Source organism: Chitinophaga rupis (assembly GCF_900109685.1).
GTDB lineage: Bacteria > Bacteroidota > Bacteroidia > Chitinophagales > Chitinophagaceae > Chitinophaga > Chitinophaga rupis.
This window is the reverse complement of the sequence record NZ_FOBB01000003.1, coordinates 83,771-101,949: the sequence shown is the minus strand read 5'-3', so window position 1 is coordinate 101,949 and position 18,179 is coordinate 83,771. Positions and strand designations below refer to the sequence as shown.

The window sequence follows — 18,179 nt, the reverse complement described above, 5'->3', positions numbered from 1 at the left end:
GTAAATTTACTCTATTTTAACGGAAACAAAACAATATAAAAGTATAAACGGTAATGGGCTATAAAATGTTACAATCCTGTGTCCCTGCTTACATACATCCATTATTTTTAACGAACTGTTTGCGGCTTTCTGATTTTCATGTAGGTTTGTAAGATTTTTCCTTTTAATATTATAGCAAAAACTAAGCCAAAGGCCCTGTGATTACATTCGCGGGAGATCAGCGGCCCATCAGCGTATCTAACGTTTTATGAGTAAAGAAATTACGTCCCGTTCAGCAGATTATTCCCAATGGTATAACGACCTGGTTTTAAAAGGCGGTTTAGCAGATTATTCACCTGTAAGAGGCTGTATGGTGATAAAACCATATGGTTTTGCGTTATGGGAAGGCATGCGCGATGTGCTGGACAAAAAGTTCAAGGACACCGGCCACCAGAACGCTTATTTTCCCTTATTCATTCCCAAGAGCTTTTTAAGCCGCGAAGCAGACCACGTAGAAGGTTTTGCCAAGGAATGTGCCGTAGTAACCCACTACCGTTTAAAGAATGATCCCAATGGCGGCGGCGTAATAGTAGACCCGGAAGCAAAGCTGGAAGAAGAGCTGATCATTCGCCCTACCTCCGAAACTATTATCTGGAACACTTATAAGGACTGGATCCGTTCTTACCGCGATCTGCCGCTGCTCATTAATCAATGGGCCAACGTAGTGCGCTGGGAAATGCGTACCCGCCTGTTCCTGCGTACCGCAGAATTCCTGTGGCAGGAAGGGCATACCGCCCATGCCACCGCAGACGAGGCCGTAGAGGAAACCCTGCGCATGCTGGATGTATATGCCGATTTTGCGGAGAATTATATGGCCATGCCCGTTATTAAAGGTGTAAAATCACCCGCAGAAAGGTTTGCCGGTGCTATTGATACTTATTGTATTGAAGCATTGATGCAGGATGGTAAAGCCCTGCAGGCCGGTACTTCCCATTTCCTGGGACAGAACTTTGCCAAAGCCTTTGAAGTACAGTTCTCCAATAAAGAGAATAAGCTGGAATATGTATGGGCTACCTCCTGGGGAGTTTCTACCCGCCTCATAGGCGCGCTGGTAATGGCGCACAGCGATGATGATGGCCTGGTGCTGCCCCCGCGCATAGCCCCCCTGCAGGTAGTGATTGTACCCATCTACAAAAATGATGAGCAAAAGGCTAAAATTGATGAGAAAGTGGACAGCCTTATGCAGGAGCTAAAACGTGCAGGCATCAGCGTTAAATATGATGATAACGATAATAACAGACCTGGCTGGAAATTTGCTGAGTATGAAATGAAGGGCGTGCCCGTACGTATAGCCATGGGCGCCAGGGACCTGGAAAATAATGTAGCCGAAGTAGCCCGCCGCGATACTAAAGAAAAAATGAGCCTTTCGCTGGACGGTCTTGCACAGCGTATTAAAGACCTGCTGGAAGAGATCCAGCAGAACATATACAACAAAGCAAAAGCTTACCGCGACGACCACATTACACCTGCCGATACCTTTGAAGAATTTGAAAAATTGCTGGACGAAAAAGGAGGATTTATTGCAGCACATTGGGACGGTACAACCGAAACAGAAGAGCAGATCAAGGAACGCACAAAAGCTACCATACGCTGCATTCCACTAAACAATAAACCCGAAGCAGGCACCTGTATTCTTACAGGCAAGCCATCAACACAACGGGTATTGTTTGCACGCGCTTATTAAGGCATCTGTATAATGAATAGCCAGAAATCAGAGGGCCGGCGTTACCATACAACACTGGAAGGAACACGCCGCGCCCGCACGATACTTTTACTGTTACTAAGTGTATTATGCACGGGAAAGTATGTCCTGGCGCAGGGGCTCATCATCCGTAACTACAACGTAAAAGAAGGGCTGGCCAATGCCACCGTATACACCGCCGTACAGGACAGGGACGGGTTTATCTGGTTCGCAACCCCTACCGGCGTTAGTAAGTTTGATGGTAAACGCTTCCGCAATTATTCCAAAAAAGATGGGCTTACCGATAATGATGTGATCAAGCTGGTTCCCGATACCAGGGGACGCGTTTGGTTCTTCACATTAAACGGTAAGCCCTCTTATTATGGCAACTATACCATTCACACTGAAAGCAACGATTCTTCCCTGATCTTCAACAACTACGGGCATTACATGCAGCATGCCTTTGAGGATTCAGTCAACATGGTCTGGTTCCAGAACTCGGATAACCGCGTTTCCCTGTATGATAATAAAAAGATCGAATACAAGTACAAACGCCTGCCAACAAACCTTTTCTACTTTCTATGGCATAATGATCTCTTTAGGCCCCTGGAACCCTATTTTCATGTAAGCTACGTTAAAGACGACGATTTTGGCAAGGATCAAAAGAGCTTTCCGATCTCGCCTTACCCGCTGGATGATGAGACTTTTGTAGCACGCATCCGCGGTAACCCGGTGCTTATTCTAAAGAATACCGTATACAGCTACACGCCTAAAGAGGTGATCTGCTTCTTCAATGGCCACGACTGGGGCATAACAGACGAAATTACCAGCCTTTGCCTGGATAACGATAACCTGTGGGTAGGTACCCAACGGGCCCTGTTTTACCTGAAAGACTTTTTCCGGGGCGCCCGGAATGTAACCAAGCTGCTGGATAACCACTACATTACCGGTTTGCTGAAGGACCGGGACGGTAATATCTGGATCACCACGTTTGGAGATGGAGTGTATAACATTCCTTACAAAAACTTTTACTTCAATTACCTGGATAATACCAACGGCCTCTATTCCCATTCCATCTTCAGCATTCTGCGCGATAAAAAAACAGGTATGCTGCTGGTAGGGCAAAATGCAGGCGTACTAAGTGCAGGCGTGTTAAATACCCGGGATGCCAGCCGCCGCTTCCGCCAGTATACGCTGGATACCTCCAGTGGCCGTAACAGCATACTCTGTATTTTACCTTACAAGAATGATGAAGTATTAATAGGAGCCGACAATGGCCTTTACACCTTTAACACCACCCGGCAAAAGACCGCCCTGTTAATGCCGCTTAAGAACCTGAAGGACGTAGATATTTCTGCTTCCGGAAAAGTAAGGGTAGCTGCTAAAGACCAGATCACGCTCCTGGACGGTTATACCATTCCCTGGCAGGAGTCCCAGCCCCTCATCACTTCAATAGCCTGCAGCGGCGATACAGCCTATTACCTGGGCACCAACAACGGTTTGTACTATGCCACCGATACCCGCCGTAACCTGCACCTGGCCCCTGTAGATGGGGAGCTGCAGAAGCAAAGCATTAAAGACCTGAAATGGGTGGATGGCTATTTATGGGTGGGCACCAGCGACCAGGGTATTTATGCAGTACGTAATAATAAGGTAGAAAAACACATCACTTCTGCCGATAACCTGGCCAGCGACATTTGCCAGCAGCTGTATTATGATGGCATTGGACGGCTATACGTATCCACCAACCGGGGCGTATCCGTTATAGATATAAAAAAGCAGACCATTATCCGCAATATTACCTCTAATGATGGGTTGATGTCGGACGATACCCGGGGCGTATACTACCAGCAGGGCATGTTATACATTGCCACCTCCAACGGGCTCTGTTATTTCAACGACCATAATATGCCGGTAGATACCATACCACCCACTGTGTACCTGAGCGCCATCCGCTACAGCGATACCACCTACCTGCCCCGCAATAACTTTGTACACCTGTACAAACGCAAAACTTCTTTTGAGGTGGAGTTTGGCGCTATAGCCTTTGACCTGCCGGACCTGGTGGAGTACCAGTACAACTTTTCCAGTGATACCGCCAGTGGCTGGACCACCACCATGAGTAACATTATTCCCTTCCCCGACCTGCAGCCCGGTGACTACAAGCTGTTGCTAAGGGCCCGCAAATATAAAAGCGACTGGAGCCAGCCGGTAACCATCTCCGTAAGCATACTGCCGCAGTGGTACCAGCAGTGGTGGGCCAGGGGCATCCTTATTTTAATAGGTATGCTGGGCGTGCTGGCCATCCTGCGCTACATTGTAAGGCGCATTAAGCTGGCAGAAAAACGGAAAACAGAATATAACCGGCGCATTGCCGAGCTGGAAGCCAAAGCGCTCACCAACCAGATGAACCCGCACTTCATTTTTAACTCCCTGAACTCGGTACAGCACCTGATCCTGGAAAAAGAGGAAAAGCAGGCGCTGAACTTCCTGGCCGATTTTGCCACCCTCATGCGGCAAATGTTGAACAACTCCCGGAAGTCTTACATATCCATGGAGGAGGAAATAGCCTTCCTTACCCGCTACCTGGAGCTGGAAAAGATCCGTTTTGCCCATAGCTTTACCTATCACTTTGGTATTGAGCCTGAATTAAAGGATTATACGGTATATATTCCGCCCATGATCATACAGCCCATTGTGGAAAATGCCATTAAACATGGCCTGGCGCCTAAGAACAGCGCCGGTCACCTGGAGATCCGGCTGGAAATGGTGGACGACCTGCTTTACTGCGCCGTAGACGATGATGGAATAGGCTGGGAACACTCCAATAGTATTAAAACAGGACGCCTGGTAAAGCACGAATCCACTGCTTTGAGCGTCATTAAGGAGCGGTTGCAGATTATAAAATCTTTTAATGGAAGTGTTGGAAAGTTAGAAATAATTGATAAATTTAAGTCTGGGTTTGGAAACAAGGAAGGTACGCTGGTAGAAATTCTGATTCCCATTGTTAAGATGTTATGAGTAATATAAAAGCTGCGATTGTAGACGATGAAGTCCGCAACATCCATATTTTACGCAATATTTTAGAGAATTACTGTAAGGATGTTACAGTGGTCGGGGAAGCACAGAATATACATGAAGCGGCTGAAATGATCAAGAACAACCCCATTGACGTGCTGTTCCTGGATATTGAAATGCCCCCTCACAATGGTTTCCAGTTGCTGGAAATGTTTCCGATACTGAACTTTGAAGTCATCTTTATCACCGCCTTCCAGGAATATGCCCTGCAAGCCATAAAGTTTGCTGCGCTGGACTACCTGCTGAAACCTATTAAGGTAAGCGAGGTGGAAGATGCGCTGGAAAAAGTGAAAAAAAGCAAAAAAGGCAGGCTCAATGAGCTGGCATCCATCCTGAAAGATTATGTGAAGAATAATGATAATGCCTTCTCCAAGATCGTAATACCGGTGAACGACGGGTATAACGTAATTGACCTGAAAGACATTATTTACTGCGAAGCCTTTGACAGCTACACCAAGATCCAGCTGATCAACAATGTATCGCACCTGATCTCCAAATCCCTGAAGGAGTATGAGGAAATGCTGTCCGACAAAGGATTTTACCGCGTGCATAAATCCTTTCTCATTAATATTCACCACATTGTAAAGATCATCAAAGGCCTGGGTACCGCCGTGGTCATGAGCGATCAGAAGAATATTCCCATCTCCTCCCGTAAAAAGGACGAATTCTTTGCCCAGCTGAAAGGGGTGATTAACCTATAAGTTGGCAGTCGTTAGTTGGCAGTTGGCAGTCCTTGGCAGGGCTGCATTTTTTTTGCATATACCTCCACCTCGCAATACATTTAACAAACAAAACCTCAATAACTTAAACTTATTGCCTGTACGCACACATGCTGTGTACGTACTTGCCCCCGACTGCCAACTGCCCACTGCAGACTGCCAACTATTTCACTGCCAACTAAAAAACCCGGCAGCAATGCCGGGTTTTTCCTTAACCTATAAAACCTATATAGAACAATAAAAACGATCCATTAGAATTCTTCCCCGCCAGCCAGGTCTACATTGTAATAATACACGCCGGTATAGTCAGGGTACATACCTTCCAGCTGCAGCTTACCTTGTTTCTGCAGCGCCTTCTTCAGGTCATCTACAGAAGCTACAGGCTGGCCGCCGGCCTTCAGGATCACAAAACCTGCTTTCATATTGGTTTGTTTTTTCAGCAGGCCGTTGCCCACATCATTTACAAACACCCCGCCACGTATGCCTAAACGGGCCGCATCGGTTTTTTGCAGGGAAATAAGGTCAGCGCCCAATTTATCCAGCACGCTGGTTTTAATGATCTCAGTGGTGCCATCCTCATTTTTCAGCAGCACGTTATTCACCGTATATTCCTTCTCGTTACGCAGGTAGCTGATGCTGATCTTATCACCGGGTTTGTAGCGGGCGATCTGCTCGGTCATTTCCGGGATGGAAGGCGTAGCAATACCATTTATCTTCGTAATAATATCGCCTTTGTGAATACCGGCAGTAGCCGCAGCGCCGCTGGTAGGCACATCCTGTACCAGCACACCGTCAATATCCCGGCGTAAACCGCGCTCGCGCAGCTCATCTTCAGAAAGGCCCATGGGATCAATGTAGTTAATACCCAGGTAAGCGCGTTGTACATTGCCGTACTTCATCAGGTCATTCACTACTTTCTTTACCAGGTTCACGGGTATGGCGTAGGAGTAACCGGCGTAAGCGCCCGTGGGGGAGGCAATGGCAGAGTTAATGCCTATCAGCTCACCAGCCGTGTTTATCAGCGCACCGCCACTGTTACCCTGGTTCACCGCAGCATCTGTTTGAATAAAGGATTCAATGGCAGAACGGCGGTTACGTTTGTTAATACCAATAGTACGGGCTTTGGCGCTCACAATACCGGCAGTTACGGTGGTTTCCAGGTTTAAGGGGTAACCAACTGCCAGCACCCACTGACCGATCTGTACATCGTCAGAGTTACCGTATAATAAGTAAGGAGCGTTTTTAGTATCTATTTTAATTACCGCCAGGTCAGTGTTGGGATCAACGCCCACTACCTTGGCCTTGTAATTACGGTTGTTGTTCAGTGTTACATCAATTTCATCCGCCTGGTCTACCACGTGGTTGTTGGTAACAATATAACCATCGTCGGAGATCAGCACACCGGAGCCGGAAGCCATTTGCCCGGGCACATAATAACGGCGTCCGCCGCCTTCACCCTGGAATTCATCGCCAAAGAAATCATCGCCAAAAAGGTCCTGCAGAATGCTTCTTCTTTTTTGCAGGTTATTGGTCACCTGTTTGGGATTGATCTTTGTTTTGATGTGTACTACGCCCGGCAGCGCAATCTTTGCAGCCGACTGAAAATCAGTGGGCGGGGCTATGTTCTTGGCATCGGTACCAGGCATGTAGCTGGTGTAGTTCACAGGAATGTTGTTGGAGCCATTTTGATAGGGACCTGCCTGCCGGGGTTGCATGTATTTGCTGTAAACAAATATGCTGGCAAAGGCAGTGGCCGTACTAATAAGCACAGTCGCAGCAATTTGTCGAAATTTCATATAAGTGAGTATTTATTGTTAAAGTAGACATTGTTTCCTTAGGGTATGTATCAATTTACATGCCTTTGATACAAATTTAAGGCTCCTGTTTAATCAAAGCATTTTGGGAAATATCACTTTAACACATTTTTATATGAATCATTAATGAATAGTTAAAGGCATAGCCCTGAGGGGTTTAAAAAACTGCCAGCTTGGGTTAAAAGTGTCGCTTTTTCCTGTCATAATAACAACTAAAACCGCCATTCTGTTCGGTTTTAGTTGTCCATAGTCCATGGTCCATAGTCCATAGCATACTTCGTTCGGCCATTCTGCAAGTAGCATAACTTGCTAATCATCTATTTTGCAGTAGGCAATGGACTATGGACCATTGACCATGGACCGCTTGCATTTTTGCGCGGCCTATAGGGCCCGCAAAAATGCAAGCGTATCAATTCCATCTGCATAATCCGTTAGGGAAGGTTGCTGCGCCAGTCCAAAAGGCGTAAAGTCCTGGCCCACCAGGCATTGCAGGTCAGGGTTGGCTAACAGGCCGGTTGCCAGCGTAGCAGCATCCTCGTAATAGCCGTAATGCAGCACGCTGATGGCGGAGAACAAAGATTCATGCTCCTGCACCAGCAGGCTGCCATTGGTCAGGTAAGGGCTGCTGTTCAACAGAAACAGCGCCAGGTTATAATCGTAATTATTCCGGTACTTATGATGTTCCATCAGGTACGCATACTTTCTTTCATGCGCCTGCAACAGGGGCGTAAAGTCGTAGCCCTCCGGAACAAATATCTTGGTTACATTGCGGCAGCCCAGCCCAAAATACAGCATCATATCATCCGCCAGGGCTTCCAGCTCCGCGTCCGTTTCGTTCCCTGTAAGCAGGGCCGCGGAGGTACGGTTACGGCGTATAATATGCGGAAAGCGGGAAAAATAATATTCAAAGTACCGGGCAGAGTTGTTGCTGCCCGTAGCAATATAGGCATCACAATCCTTCAGCATTTCACTGATTGTGGTCTGTTGGGCAGTTTCGGGGTACCAGCTACTCATCACTTGCAGCAGGTGCTGCAACAGCAAGGTATCCTTAGACGATAATTTCAGCTTTACATGGTGCCCGCTCACAAAACCGCAGAGCCAGTCGTGAAAGCCCACCAGTGGAATGTTACCGGCAGTCGTAATGCCCACGGTTTTGGGAAGCTGCCCTGCAGGCTGGGGGTAAGCTGCCAGCCAGTTATTCAGCAAAGTCTCATCCAGGTAATATTGGCAGATATTTTGAATGGCAGTATCTATGAAAGCAGGCGTAAACCAGCCATTGACCTGGGAAGCCTGTATTTTAACCTGTTGCAGGGCTTCATCATTACTGGTCAGGTATTCGCGTAAACGTAATAAAGCGGCTGTTTTTTGCGTGTTGTTCATGAAACGGTAAGAAATATTTAAACTTTTAATCCGGGAAGTTCTATTTTTGTTCACAAAATTAATGGCTTACCACTTAAACAAAAAGTTTATACTATGGCAATTAAGATAACAGATGAATGTATTAATTGTGGCGCCTGCGAACCAGAATGCCCCAACAATGCAATTTATGAAGGTGGCGTTGAATGGCGTATTGCAGATGGTACTACGGTAAAGGGCTCCTATACCCTGAAGGAAGGTACAACAATAGATGCAGATCAGGCCAATGCTCCGATAAGCGTGGATACTTATTATATTGTACCCAATAAATGTACAGAGTGTCAGGGCTTTCATGAAGAGCCGCAATGTGCTGCCGTTTGCCCGGTAGATTGTTGCGTACCGGACGAAATGTACCAGGAAACAGTAGATGAGCTGTTAGCCAAGAAAGAGAAACTGCATATTTAATATATTATTACAGGAAGCTTATAATTAATAAAAAGGAGAGAGGCGTATGCCTTTTCTCCTTTTTTCTTTTATTTACATGTGAAAATCACCGTTTATATGCAGCGTACCCTGTTAGCATTCAGTATATTCCTGTTAGGGCTGGCCGCCTGCCAAACACCGGCCGCCGGCGACAAAGCAGGCGCAGAGGAGTCCTTACGGCATGCCGACATTGCTTTTTCCCGTGTTTCCAAAGAAAAAGGCATGCGCCTGGCTTTCCTGGCTTATGCAGATAGTACCGCCGTATTATTACGCCAGCACCATTACCCTATTGTAGGGCCGGAAGCCGTGAAGTACATAGAGCGTATGAACGATAGCGGTATTACCCTTACCTGGGAACCCACCTTTGTTGAGGTGGCAGCCTCAGGGGACTTGGGATATACCTATGGTACCTATACCTTTACCACCGCAGATACCAGCTCCCGGGGAACCTACGTTACTATCTGGAAAAAGAGTGCCTCCGGCGGCTGGAAATACGTGCTGGACAGCGGTAACGAAGGTTTGGGGAAATAAGGGTTTTTTCTTTTATCTTTACCCGCTTATAGGAAAGGTATTTATGTAACCGGGCCGCTTTCATTGGAGCGCCACGGGGGATAATACAAAGCTCCAGCAGACCAATAAAAAGACGAATCATTAACAGATGAAAAAAAATATTGCATTGGTAGCCGGCGGATATTCCGGTGAAGCCGTAATATCTGTACAAAGCGCAGCCGTAATAGAAAAACAGCTGGACAGCAGTAAGTATAATGTATACAAGATCGCCATCAGCCGCAATAGCTGGACCTATACCGGCGCCGATGGTAAAACGGCGGAGATCGATAAAAATGATTTCAGCCTTACCCTCAACGGCAGCAAGGTTACTTTTGACGCTGTTTTTATAGGCATACACGGTACTCCCGGGGAAGATGGCCGCCTGCAGGGCTATTTTGAAATGCTGGGCATACCTTACACCAGCTGCGGCATGGTAACCTCCGCCCTTACATTTAACAAAAGCTATTGCAATAAGATCGTTGCCGCGCTGGCTGTGGTGAACGTATCTAAGTCCGCACATATTTTTAAGGATCAGCCTTATGATGCCGCCGCGCTGTTACAGCAGCTGCGCCTGCCCGTATTTGTAAAACCGGCAGAAGGAGGCAGCAGCATTGGCATGTCTAAAGTAACAAAGGCAGAGGAGCTGCCCGCCGCCATAGAAAAGGCTTTTAAGGAAGATAGCCAGGTGCTGATAGAAGAGTTCATTAAAGGCCGTGAGCTTACCTGCGGCTTATTTAAGGTAAATGGCCAGCTCACCGTGCTGCCCATTACAGAGGTGATCAGCAGCAAGGAATTCTTTGATTACGAAGCCAAGTATACACCCGGCGTATCCCAGGAAATTACGCCCGCGCAGGTACCGGATGAGATCACGCAGCGCGTGCAGCAAACCGCCGGCGTCCTGTATGACAAGCTGAATTGCCGCGGTATTGTGCGTATAGATTTCATTTGGGAAGAGGCCACCGGTAAGCTGTTCTTCCTGGAAGTGAACACCATGCCCGGCCAGTCTGAAAACAGCCTGGTTCCGCAGCAGGTAAGGGCTTCCGGCCGCACCTTGCAGGAATTTTACGGCATGTTAATTGAAGAAAGCCTGAGAAAAGCATAAAGCGCAAAGCATAAAGCATAAAGGCTTCAGCTATTGTAGGTGCTTTGTGCTTTATGCTTTCAGCTTTGAGCTTTCAGCAAAACATAAAACAAAAAATCGTGTTTGAAAAAATTACCAGACGCTCTTTTAGATTTAACTTATTAATAGCAATAGGATTGCTGGTGGTACTGGGTATCCTGTTCTTTTCAATGCTGGGCATTATAACCCGGCATAATGAAACCTTAAAAGTACCGGATGTACGCCGTAAGAATGTGAAGGAAGCTATCATGCTGCTGGAAAAAGCCGGCTTTGAAGCAGATGTGCGGGACTCTATTTATTTAGACAGCATTCCCCCGCTAAGCGTATGGGAGCAGCAGCCTGAAACCGGCGCTGAAGTAAAGGTAGGCCGTACCATTTACCTGACCGTAAATAAGGTGGTACCCCCTATGGTGGCCATGCCCGACCTGGAAGGACTTACCTTCCGCAGTGCTGAAATGACGCTGCACAGCCGCCGCCTGAACGTAGGAGACACTATTTATAAACCGGATTTTGCCACCAATACCGTATTACAGCAATTACTGAACGGTAAGCTCATAAAGGCAGGTAAAATGATCCCCGAAGGCAGTAACATTACCCTGGTGCTGAGCAGTGGCACCGGTAGCATAGAGAATCCGGTACCGGATCTATCCGGTCTTACTTACCTGGAAGCGCGGGAGATCCTGAGCGCCAGTAACCTGAACCTGGGTACCGTGCTGATAGATGCCTCTGTAACAGATACCGCCAATGCTTTCGTAACCAAGCAGGTACCGCCCCGCCATAATAGCATCGGCGACCTGAATAGGGTACGGGCCGGCGAAACCATTGATATATGGCTGGCCGCCACCCGGCCGGTAAAAGATACTGCTACGGCAGATAGTTCGAAGTAGCGTAAAGCACAAAGCATAAAGCACAAAGCAAAAAGCATAAAAGCGTAAAGCATAAAGCATAAAGCACAAAGCGTAAAGTAAAAGGGTCTTCAATCACTGTAAGCGCTTTTTGCTTTCTGCTTTCCGCTTTCCGCTTTCACCTTAAAAAACAAATCATAAAATATAAGGCGCAAGCATAAAAGTATAAAGCCAAAGGTCTTCAAACACTGCCAAAGCTTTTTGCTTTCTGCTTTCCGCTTTCAGCTTAAAAAAACATTACAACCATGGAAAATATAACACCAGAAGAAGTAAAAAAACGTTTAGACAGCGGCGAACAGCTGAATTTAGTAGATGTACGGGAGCCGCATGAAAACGCTGAATTTAACATAGGCGGTACTTTAGTACCTCTGGGCGATATCCGCGCTATGCAGATAGACGAAATAGAAGGTCTGAAAGATAAAGAAGTAATTGTATACTGCCGTAGCGGTAACCGCAGCGGTCAGGCCGCCATGGTGCTGGAAACCATGGGCTTTGAGAACGTAAAGAACCTCACCGGCGGCATGCTAAGCTGGCAGGAGAAATTCGGCGCATAACGCCGGATTAATTACGGATTATTTAATTACAGCCACGCCAAAGCGGGGCATAGCCTGCCCCGCCCAGCGGGGAATGCCATTGAATGTAATTATGACTATGAATAATTACGTTCAATGGCATTACTATAATTAAGCACTTAAAGGGTCAAGGGTAATGTAATTAAGTAGCAGTACCTGTTGTTGCGCTTTGCAGGCGGTCAGCATTAAGCGTTCCGCGTTCCGCGTTCAGCATGATTCGTAATTAACTCACGATCGCTGTTGCTTCAATCTCCACCAAAAACCGTTTATCTATTAAACGGCTCACCTCCACCATGGTGGTCACGGGTTTTATGCTCTGGAAAAACTCTCCATGCGCCCGTCCGATCTCTTCCCATTTAGAAATATCAGTTACAAACATACGGGTGCGTACTACATCGTGCAGGCTGGCGCCGGCAGCTACCAGCGCCGCTTCTATGCGGGCCAGTATGTATTTGGTTTGTGCATAGGCGTTACCCTCACCCATCACTTTATCACCATCAGCCGCTACTGTGCCGGATACTTCTACCACATTACCCATCCTGACGGCACGTGAGTAGCCTACTTTGTTTTCCCAGGGGGCGCCGGACGAAAAGTTAGTGCGTTGCATAAGCGGTATATTTATTTGGTTTGCTGTACAGTAGTAGTGCTTACCTGCGGCCCTCCTGTTCGTACCTTAACTATGCGGTTCAGCAGGTCAAACCAGAAGGGGGCGCCCAGTGAAACCGCCAGTGCAGTGATCACCCATCCCAGGAATACCAGCCAGCCGTTCTGCTGATAGGGGTGCGTATAACAGCCCACATTCCGTTTAGCCACAGTTTGCATGGCCTGCTTGTACTTTTGCAGCTCCGGGCCCGATAGCAGCTTGCCTGCAATAGAATCCAGCCGCTGGTGAATTTGCGTATAGGCGGTATCGGTAGTAGCAGTATCCTTACAATTACCACGGTTAATGCCTAATATATTCTGTATATCCGCCGCATCGGTGGTCAGGCTGCGGTACAGGCTATCCAGCATGGCATCTTCCAGGCTTACCTGGTACACCGTATCCGGCTTTACAAAGATACTATCTCCAATGCGTATGGTGTCCTGTTTAATTACCAGGGTGCGTTTCAGGCTGTCTTTCCACTGGCCGTACAGCTCATAACGTTGGGTAGCCAGGGTTACCATCTGCTCCCTTGCTTTTTTGTCTTTGGTAAGTATGCGGGCAATGGCAATGGAATCCACGTTAAACTGCCAGGCAATAATAAACCCAATAATGATCAGCAGCAACTGTATCTGTTTACGGTACCAGCCGCTGGTGCGGGCCATTACTTCATCAAACCATTGTTCCACTTTATTGCGGAAGCGTTCTGCATCCCGCTGGGCATCTTCCAGCAGGTTAAGCAAATGGTTGCGTGTAGGCTGCCCCAGGTGCGGCAGGCCGCTTTCCAGGTTTTGTTTTACCAGGGCTGCCTCCTGCTGGGTGCTGCTGTCATAGCCCGGGCCGCGCAGCAGGTGCATAAGGGTTTGGGAAAACAGCTGCGGGCTAATGTAAGAAGGGCGGCTGGACGATTTGCTTTCCCCCAGCGAGTGAATGCCCGGTTCAGTATAGAACTTTTTCAGGAAAGGGCTGTTCTTAAAGGGCGCAAAAAAATAGATCACACTCCATCCCAGCTCATAGAACCAGGTAAAAAAGGTGAACTGTCCCAGCCACCCCAGCGGGTTACCACGGGGATCATTATCCAGTATACGGCGAAGGGCTTTGGTCAGAAAGCGGGCGCGCAGGTTAAAAATGCGGGCTATTATTTCCTGTATAATAGAAGCCAGCAAACTATAAAGCAGGTAAATAAATATCAGGCTAATGGCTACATCCAGGGCTGTATTTCCAAACATAAGGGTTCTCAGGATTTGCGGTTAAATTATAAAAAATATTCCGATATAAAGGTAGCGGGGTAGTACGCAGTGTATATGTTACATAACAAAATACGCCGGAAAAATGCTATATTAGGAATATGCATTTCCCTCATCCCCATACCCCTGCTACGGAGCCGGGTAAAGCCGTTGCCAATAATACTAACGGTAACGGACGTGCCCTGAAGCCACCGGTACAACTTTTTTCTTCATATCTGCCAATACCGCATATTCCACCACCGGTCCCTGTTATACAAAGAGTAGTGGATACGCAATATCCTATTAGCGGGTTACATGATGAGAATGAACCCGACCGGGTGTTTTTTGAGCGGGGAGAGGTTACCATTGAGAACACAGAAATACCTAAGATAACCACTATTGCTACCAGTGATACTGAGGCGAAGTTAGTGCTGACCGGTTATGCCAGTGAAGACGAAGCCCTTAAGAAAGAGGAGGACACGGAGGAAAGTGGCGCCAAGCGCAAGCTCACAGGAGAAGAAAGTGTAAAGAAAAGAGCAAAAGTAGAGAAGAAAGATAGTAGCGATGATGAGGAGGAAGATGTAGCCGTGGACGAAGAGGAAGCAGCAGATCCGGAAACATATGATCTTGAATCCTTGAAAACAATTGCAGATGACCGTAGCGAAGCGGTGGAACATGAACTGACAATGAAAGGCCATACCGGCGAAAAAGAGAAAAAATCAGCCAATATCAATGGCATGCTGGGCAGGTCCGACTATAGGTTAATGCGTTCCGTAACCATTGAGCCGGAAGAAGAGGCGACCGTAGAACCGGAAACAGTAGAGCTGGTAGATCCGTCTAAAATAGAAGCGGCAAAGAGAATATATGAGGAAGCGCTGGAAGCAGCCATTACAGATGTGCATCTGGCCCATGAACGTTTGCAGGCAAACCACCATACGTACCAGGAGGCCCTGCGGCAATACTTTGGTACGGCAGATGTAGCAGAGGGGGTGATACATAACCTGGCTGCGTTAGAAGCCCAGTTAATACTAATGCGCGGAGCAGAACGTTATAAATTCACCACAGCAAAAGATCCTAAGGCAGGTACCGGCCTGGCTAAGAACGAGGGATTCGGAGCAGAAGCAATTATTACCATACGTCCCAGGTTCCTGGAAAAAGGGCTGCCGGACCGCCTGGATACCTTGTTGCATGAAGCTACCCACGGCACGCCGGACATTAAATCTGAAGACTATGCCTACATGGACGACCGGATGTTGGATTTCATTATTAATGAAGAAAAGATAGCCAATGCAGATAGCTATGTATTGTTTGTGCGTTCCCTGTTAGGAAAGGATACGATAGCTGTCCGGCAAGTGGCTGCTGACCAGTATGAGGGATTTGAAAGTACACCAGGCGAACAGCTGATGGCCGTAAAATATTGTGTGGCCATAGCCGAAAAAAGCCTGGGCGTAACGGTGCAGGACCTGGAAGGGCTGTACGACAGAATGAGTACTGCAAGAACGGAAGGATGGAAAACAGGTTATTATTTTGATATAGCAAAAGCAGCCAGCGAAGAATTAAAGATTACGGAACCTGTGGAAGGCAGCTATCCAACATTAAACGATATTGTTCAGGTACGGGGAGTGGCAAATAAATTCAGGGCAGCTAAAAGATTTATTTCAGGTGACGTTACCGTACGCAAGGTAACCAGCGATTCGCTCCTCAGTATTAATGACGATGATGTTTTTGAAGTGAACGCAGCCTTCCTGGAATTATCGCGCAAGGATCAATTAAAGGAAATATTGATTGAAATATTTGATTTGTACGGCATGACCGGTAATGGTTATATTTTCATGATACAGGATATTACAGAAGAAGCGGGGATCACTACACCGCTCTCTGACTAAGCTACTGCTCAAAAAAGCAGCAGCTGCCGCCCACCCAGGTATCCTGGGCATTATTGCTCACGCCAATCATCTTTCCTTTACTGATACGCGCCAGGTTATGCACCAGCAGCGGGCGCGGGCTGTCGTCCGGCCATATATACATCATCCGTATTTCACAATGGGCCGGGCCGCTGGGCGTATAAATTACCGGGGCGTACTGCACTTTGTGCTGCAGTATCCAGTTTTCAGGGTCTTTAATATTATCAATATCCGCCGGCGTTACATCTATGATCACGCCCTGCCCTGCAAAGGAGAACAGGGGTTTCAGCACATAATTTTCCAGGTCGGCAGGTATTACCGGCAAGGTGTGCAGGTACCAGCTTTTAGGCGCAAAGGGGCTTTGTATAAGCGGCAGCATGAATTTGCTGATGCGGTAAAACCAGTTAGGGTGTGTGATCCATTCCACATCCAGGTGCTGGAACAGGTTGGGATAGCTGCCCAGCGTAGCCTGCTGTTTGATCAGGTCATCAAATATAACCCGGTTGTATATACGTTTTACCGGCGTTTGCTTGCCGTTGTTATTATAATAAAGATTGGAGCCATCCTGTATAAGCTCCGTTACGCATACCGGGTTTATGCCCAGGCGTTTTTGCGTACAGTAAAAATCCACCCTGGTTTTTTGCAGCTGGGGCGCTACTTCCAGCAATATTACCTCCTGCGGGTCATTGTCCCCAACGATCAGCTGCTGCAGTAATTTAAAATAACTATCTCCATCCAGCCCGTTAAAGAAATTAGTAACAGTACCGGGTATATTAAAATGATGTTTGAACTGCCGGGCCATTACTTCCTGGAAAGCAAACAGGGTAGGGAAGCCCTGCAGCTCTATCAGCTGCGGCGCCAGTTCCCCGTTTTCCTGCCGGCATACTGCAAAATCAATGATCAGGAAATGCGGATGCGTATTTTCTGCCGGTACCTTCAGCGCATTGGGAATAGCGTCGCGGGTTATGTCTTTGAAATCAGGACGTAATATTACCTCCACTACCTCTTCACAAGCCTGCACCAGCTTGCTGGTAAGGGCGGCCGGTACAAACACCGGCGTTTCTGCTACCCGGAAGGCAGGCGCTTCCCCGGCTTCAGCAGCCAGGCTGTCCAGGAAAGCCTGGTATTTACCGGTAGTAAAATGCTCGTTATAATATGTGCGTAAGGAGGGTATCATAATTTGGTCATCAGCGGTGTGTGAACCTGGGACAGTGGCCCCAAAATAATATCGTTCAGGAGGGTAGGAATAAAGCGGTTATGCGTCAGCGTTATCTTTCCCGGATCGGTCAGCTGTTCCAGCATGCTTTCATATTTCTCTGCCCCGTAGGTAGCTGCTACATGCTGCCTTTTATCGTCCTGTAATAAGTATTTGCGCATACCTGCTGCATCAGCCTCCGGGTGAAATTGTGTGCCCAGGAAGTGCGCGTTAAAACGGATGGCCATCACGGCCCTTTCCAGCGGCACATGTGGGCGTTCCTTTTCTATGGCCAGCACCTGCGCACCCATAGCCTGCAGTTTTGCGGGCTGCAAACCTATCACCTGCCAGTTGCGGCTGTCTACCACGTAAAACGGTTCCGGCAGCTGCTGCAATAAGGGCTCCAGCTCGCCGGCATGGGTCTTATGCACCGGGAACACCCCAAATGCAGGCGACCGGCGCCGGCATACCTGCCCCAGCTCAAAATAGCGGCACATGAGCTGAAAAGAGTGGCATATGAACAGCATGGGCTTCTTTACCTCCGCGCTTTCATTCCACTTTATCAGGTCCTGCACCAGGCCAAAGTAGGCCTTTTCCCAATCGCTGCCAGCACTGTCTACCGGGCTGCCAGGCCCGCCGGTAGAGATGTAAATATCGTAGGAAAGATCAGGTACCTCGTTTGCAAGACGTATTTCAAACTCATCTGCCTGCAGCTGTAAACCGTGCGTGGCGCTATAATCCGCCAGTATTTCCCGGATACAGCGCATGCCCTCATTGGCCACACCTTCGTACATATCCAACACAGCTACTTTCCACTGCTGTTTAACGGGTAACATCATGTTGCAAAGTTAAGCAACATCTTTTTATTATATAGGCTGGTAAAGGGCATTAGGATCTT

At 47.7% G+C, this 18,179-nt stretch carries 15 protein-coding genes; 9 read left to right on the top strand and 6 right to left on the bottom strand.

What is annotated here, in order from left to right:
• Positions 1–247 precede the first annotated feature (247 nt).
• From proS to BMZ54_RS13490, 3 genes are read left to right on the top strand one after another with little or no spacing between them, the layout of a single operon-like run.
• Complete coding sequence (gene proS, locus BMZ54_RS13500) at positions 248–1,723, top strand: proline--tRNA ligase (RefSeq protein ID WP_089912199.1); 1,476 nt, start codon at positions 248–250, stop codon at positions 1,721–1,723.
• Positions 1,724–1,735: 12 nt separating this feature from the next.
• On the top strand, positions 1,736–4,741 hold the full coding sequence (locus BMZ54_RS13495) for a sensor histidine kinase (protein WP_089912195.1): 3,006 nt from the start codon (positions 1,736–1,738) through the stop codon (positions 4,739–4,741).
• Positions 4,738–5,499: a LytR/AlgR family response regulator transcription factor gene (locus BMZ54_RS13490; RefSeq protein ID WP_089912192.1), complete on the top strand. Its 762-nt coding sequence runs from the start codon at positions 4,738–4,740 to the stop codon at positions 5,497–5,499. The genes BMZ54_RS13495 and BMZ54_RS13490 overlap by 4 nt, the downstream gene beginning before the upstream one ends.
• A 269-nt stretch (positions 5,500–5,768) precedes the next feature.
• On the opposite strand, the gene BMZ54_RS13485 is transcribed toward BMZ54_RS13490, so the two are convergent.
• Positions 5,769–7,313, bottom strand: coding sequence for a trypsin-like peptidase domain-containing protein (locus tag BMZ54_RS13485; protein ID WP_089912189.1), 1,545 nt, complete (start codon positions 7,311–7,313; stop codon positions 5,769–5,771).
• Between the two features lie 399 nt (positions 7,314–7,712).
• Complete coding sequence (locus tag BMZ54_RS13475; protein WP_089912182.1) at positions 7,713–8,711, bottom strand: acyl-CoA reductase; 999 nt, start codon at positions 8,709–8,711, stop codon at positions 7,713–7,715.
• Positions 8,712–8,804: 93 nt separating this feature from the next.
• On the opposite strand from BMZ54_RS13475, the gene BMZ54_RS13470 reads away from it, so the two are divergent.
• The 5 genes from BMZ54_RS13470 to BMZ54_RS13450 all read left to right on the top strand — a co-directional run bounded on the left by BMZ54_RS13470 (position 8,805) and on the right by BMZ54_RS13450 (position 12,298).
• Positions 8,805–9,152, top strand: coding sequence for a 4Fe-4S dicluster domain-containing protein (locus tag BMZ54_RS13470; protein ID WP_089912180.1), 348 nt, complete (start codon positions 8,805–8,807; stop codon positions 9,150–9,152).
• Between the two features lie 96 nt (positions 9,153–9,248).
• Positions 9,249–9,701 (top strand): DUF4440 domain-containing protein, encoded by a 453-nt coding sequence (locus BMZ54_RS13465; RefSeq protein ID WP_089912177.1) that lies wholly within the window; start codon positions 9,249–9,251, stop codon positions 9,699–9,701.
• A 127-nt stretch (positions 9,702–9,828) separates the two neighbouring features.
• On the top strand, positions 9,829–10,821 hold the full coding sequence (locus BMZ54_RS13460; protein WP_089912174.1) for a D-alanine--D-alanine ligase: 993 nt from the start codon (positions 9,829–9,831) through the stop codon (positions 10,819–10,821).
• Positions 10,822–10,919: 98 nt separating this feature from the next.
• Positions 10,920–11,726, top strand: a complete 807-nt coding sequence (locus BMZ54_RS13455; RefSeq protein ID WP_238386577.1) for a PASTA domain-containing protein — start codon at positions 10,920–10,922, stop codon at positions 11,724–11,726.
• A gap of 263 nt (positions 11,727–11,989) precedes the next feature.
• Positions 11,990–12,298, top strand: coding sequence for a rhodanese-like domain-containing protein (locus BMZ54_RS13450; RefSeq protein WP_089912168.1), 309 nt, complete (start codon positions 11,990–11,992; stop codon positions 12,296–12,298).
• 241 nt (positions 12,299–12,539) lie between these two features.
• Here BMZ54_RS13450 and BMZ54_RS13445 read toward each other — a convergent pair whose 3' ends face one another.
• Both BMZ54_RS13445 and BMZ54_RS13440 read right to left on the bottom strand, forming a co-directional pair.
• The gene (locus BMZ54_RS13445) at positions 12,540–12,923 is read right to left on the bottom strand and encodes a RidA family protein (protein ID WP_089912165.1); all 384 of its coding nucleotides are present in this window, start codon (positions 12,921–12,923) and stop codon (positions 12,540–12,542) included.
• An 11-nt stretch (positions 12,924–12,934) separates the two neighbouring features.
• A complete protein-coding gene (locus tag BMZ54_RS13440) occupies positions 12,935–14,185 on the bottom strand; it encodes a hypothetical protein (RefSeq protein WP_089912162.1) in 1,251 nt (416 codons plus the stop codon).
• A 119-nt stretch (positions 14,186–14,304) separates the two neighbouring features.
• Here BMZ54_RS13440 and BMZ54_RS13435 point away from each other — a divergent pair, with 119 nt between their 5' ends.
• A complete protein-coding gene (locus BMZ54_RS13435) occupies positions 14,305–16,068 on the top strand; it encodes a M35 family metalloendopeptidase (protein WP_089912159.1) in 1,764 nt (587 codons plus the stop codon).
• Between the two features lies 1 nt (position 16,069).
• Here the strand turns inward: BMZ54_RS13435 and BMZ54_RS13430 are convergent, their stop codons facing one another.
• Together BMZ54_RS13430 and BMZ54_RS13425 are read right to left on the bottom strand one after the other, a co-directional pair.
• Entirely contained in the window at positions 16,070–17,263 is a 1,194-nt protein-coding gene (locus tag BMZ54_RS13430) for a hypothetical protein (RefSeq protein ID WP_089912156.1), read from the bottom strand.
• The gene (locus BMZ54_RS13425; protein ID WP_238386576.1) at positions 17,260–18,120 is read right to left on the bottom strand and encodes a type 1 glutamine amidotransferase; all 861 of its coding nucleotides are present in this window, start codon (positions 18,118–18,120) and stop codon (positions 17,260–17,262) included. Before BMZ54_RS13425 ends, BMZ54_RS13430 begins: the two co-directional genes overlap by 4 nt.
• Positions 18,121–18,179: the final 59 nt, after the last annotated feature.

Bases quoted from the DNA above. Each gene is read 5' to 3' on its own strand.
- proS (WP_089912199.1), top strand. From the start codon at position 248: ATGAGTAAAGAAATTACGTCCCGTTCAGCAGATTATTCCCAATGGTAT.
- BMZ54_RS13495 (WP_089912195.1), top strand. From the start codon at position 1,736: ATGAATAGCCAGAAATCAGAGGGCCGGCGTTACCATACAACACTGGAA.
- BMZ54_RS13490 (WP_089912192.1), top strand. From the start codon at position 4,738: ATGAGTAATATAAAAGCTGCGATTGTAGACGATGAAGTCCGCAACATC.
- BMZ54_RS13485 (WP_089912189.1), bottom strand. From the start codon at position 7,313: ATGAAATTTCGACAAATTGCTGCGACTGTGCTTATTAGTACGGCCACT.
- BMZ54_RS13475 (WP_089912182.1), bottom strand. From the start codon at position 8,711: ATGAACAACACGCAAAAAACAGCCGCTTTATTACGTTTACGCGAATAC.
- BMZ54_RS13470 (WP_089912180.1), top strand. From the start codon at position 8,805: ATGGCAATTAAGATAACAGATGAATGTATTAATTGTGGCGCCTGCGAA.
- BMZ54_RS13465 (WP_089912177.1), top strand. From the start codon at position 9,249: ATGCAGCGTACCCTGTTAGCATTCAGTATATTCCTGTTAGGGCTGGCC.
- BMZ54_RS13460 (WP_089912174.1), top strand. From the start codon at position 9,829: ATGAAAAAAAATATTGCATTGGTAGCCGGCGGATATTCCGGTGAAGCC.
- BMZ54_RS13450 (WP_089912168.1), top strand. From the start codon at position 11,990: ATGGAAAATATAACACCAGAAGAAGTAAAAAAACGTTTAGACAGCGGC.
- BMZ54_RS13445 (WP_089912165.1), bottom strand. From the start codon at position 12,923: ATGCAACGCACTAACTTTTCGTCCGGCGCCCCCTGGGAAAACAAAGTA.
- BMZ54_RS13440 (WP_089912162.1), bottom strand. From the start codon at position 14,185: ATGTTTGGAAATACAGCCCTGGATGTAGCCATTAGCCTGATATTTATT.
- BMZ54_RS13435 (WP_089912159.1), top strand. From the start codon at position 14,305: ATGCATTTCCCTCATCCCCATACCCCTGCTACGGAGCCGGGTAAAGCC.
- BMZ54_RS13430 (WP_089912156.1), bottom strand. From the start codon at position 17,263: ATGATACCCTCCTTACGCACATATTATAACGAGCATTTTACTACCGGT.
- BMZ54_RS13425 (WP_238386576.1), bottom strand. From the start codon at position 18,120: ATGATGTTACCCGTTAAACAGCAGTGGAAAGTAGCTGTGTTGGATATG.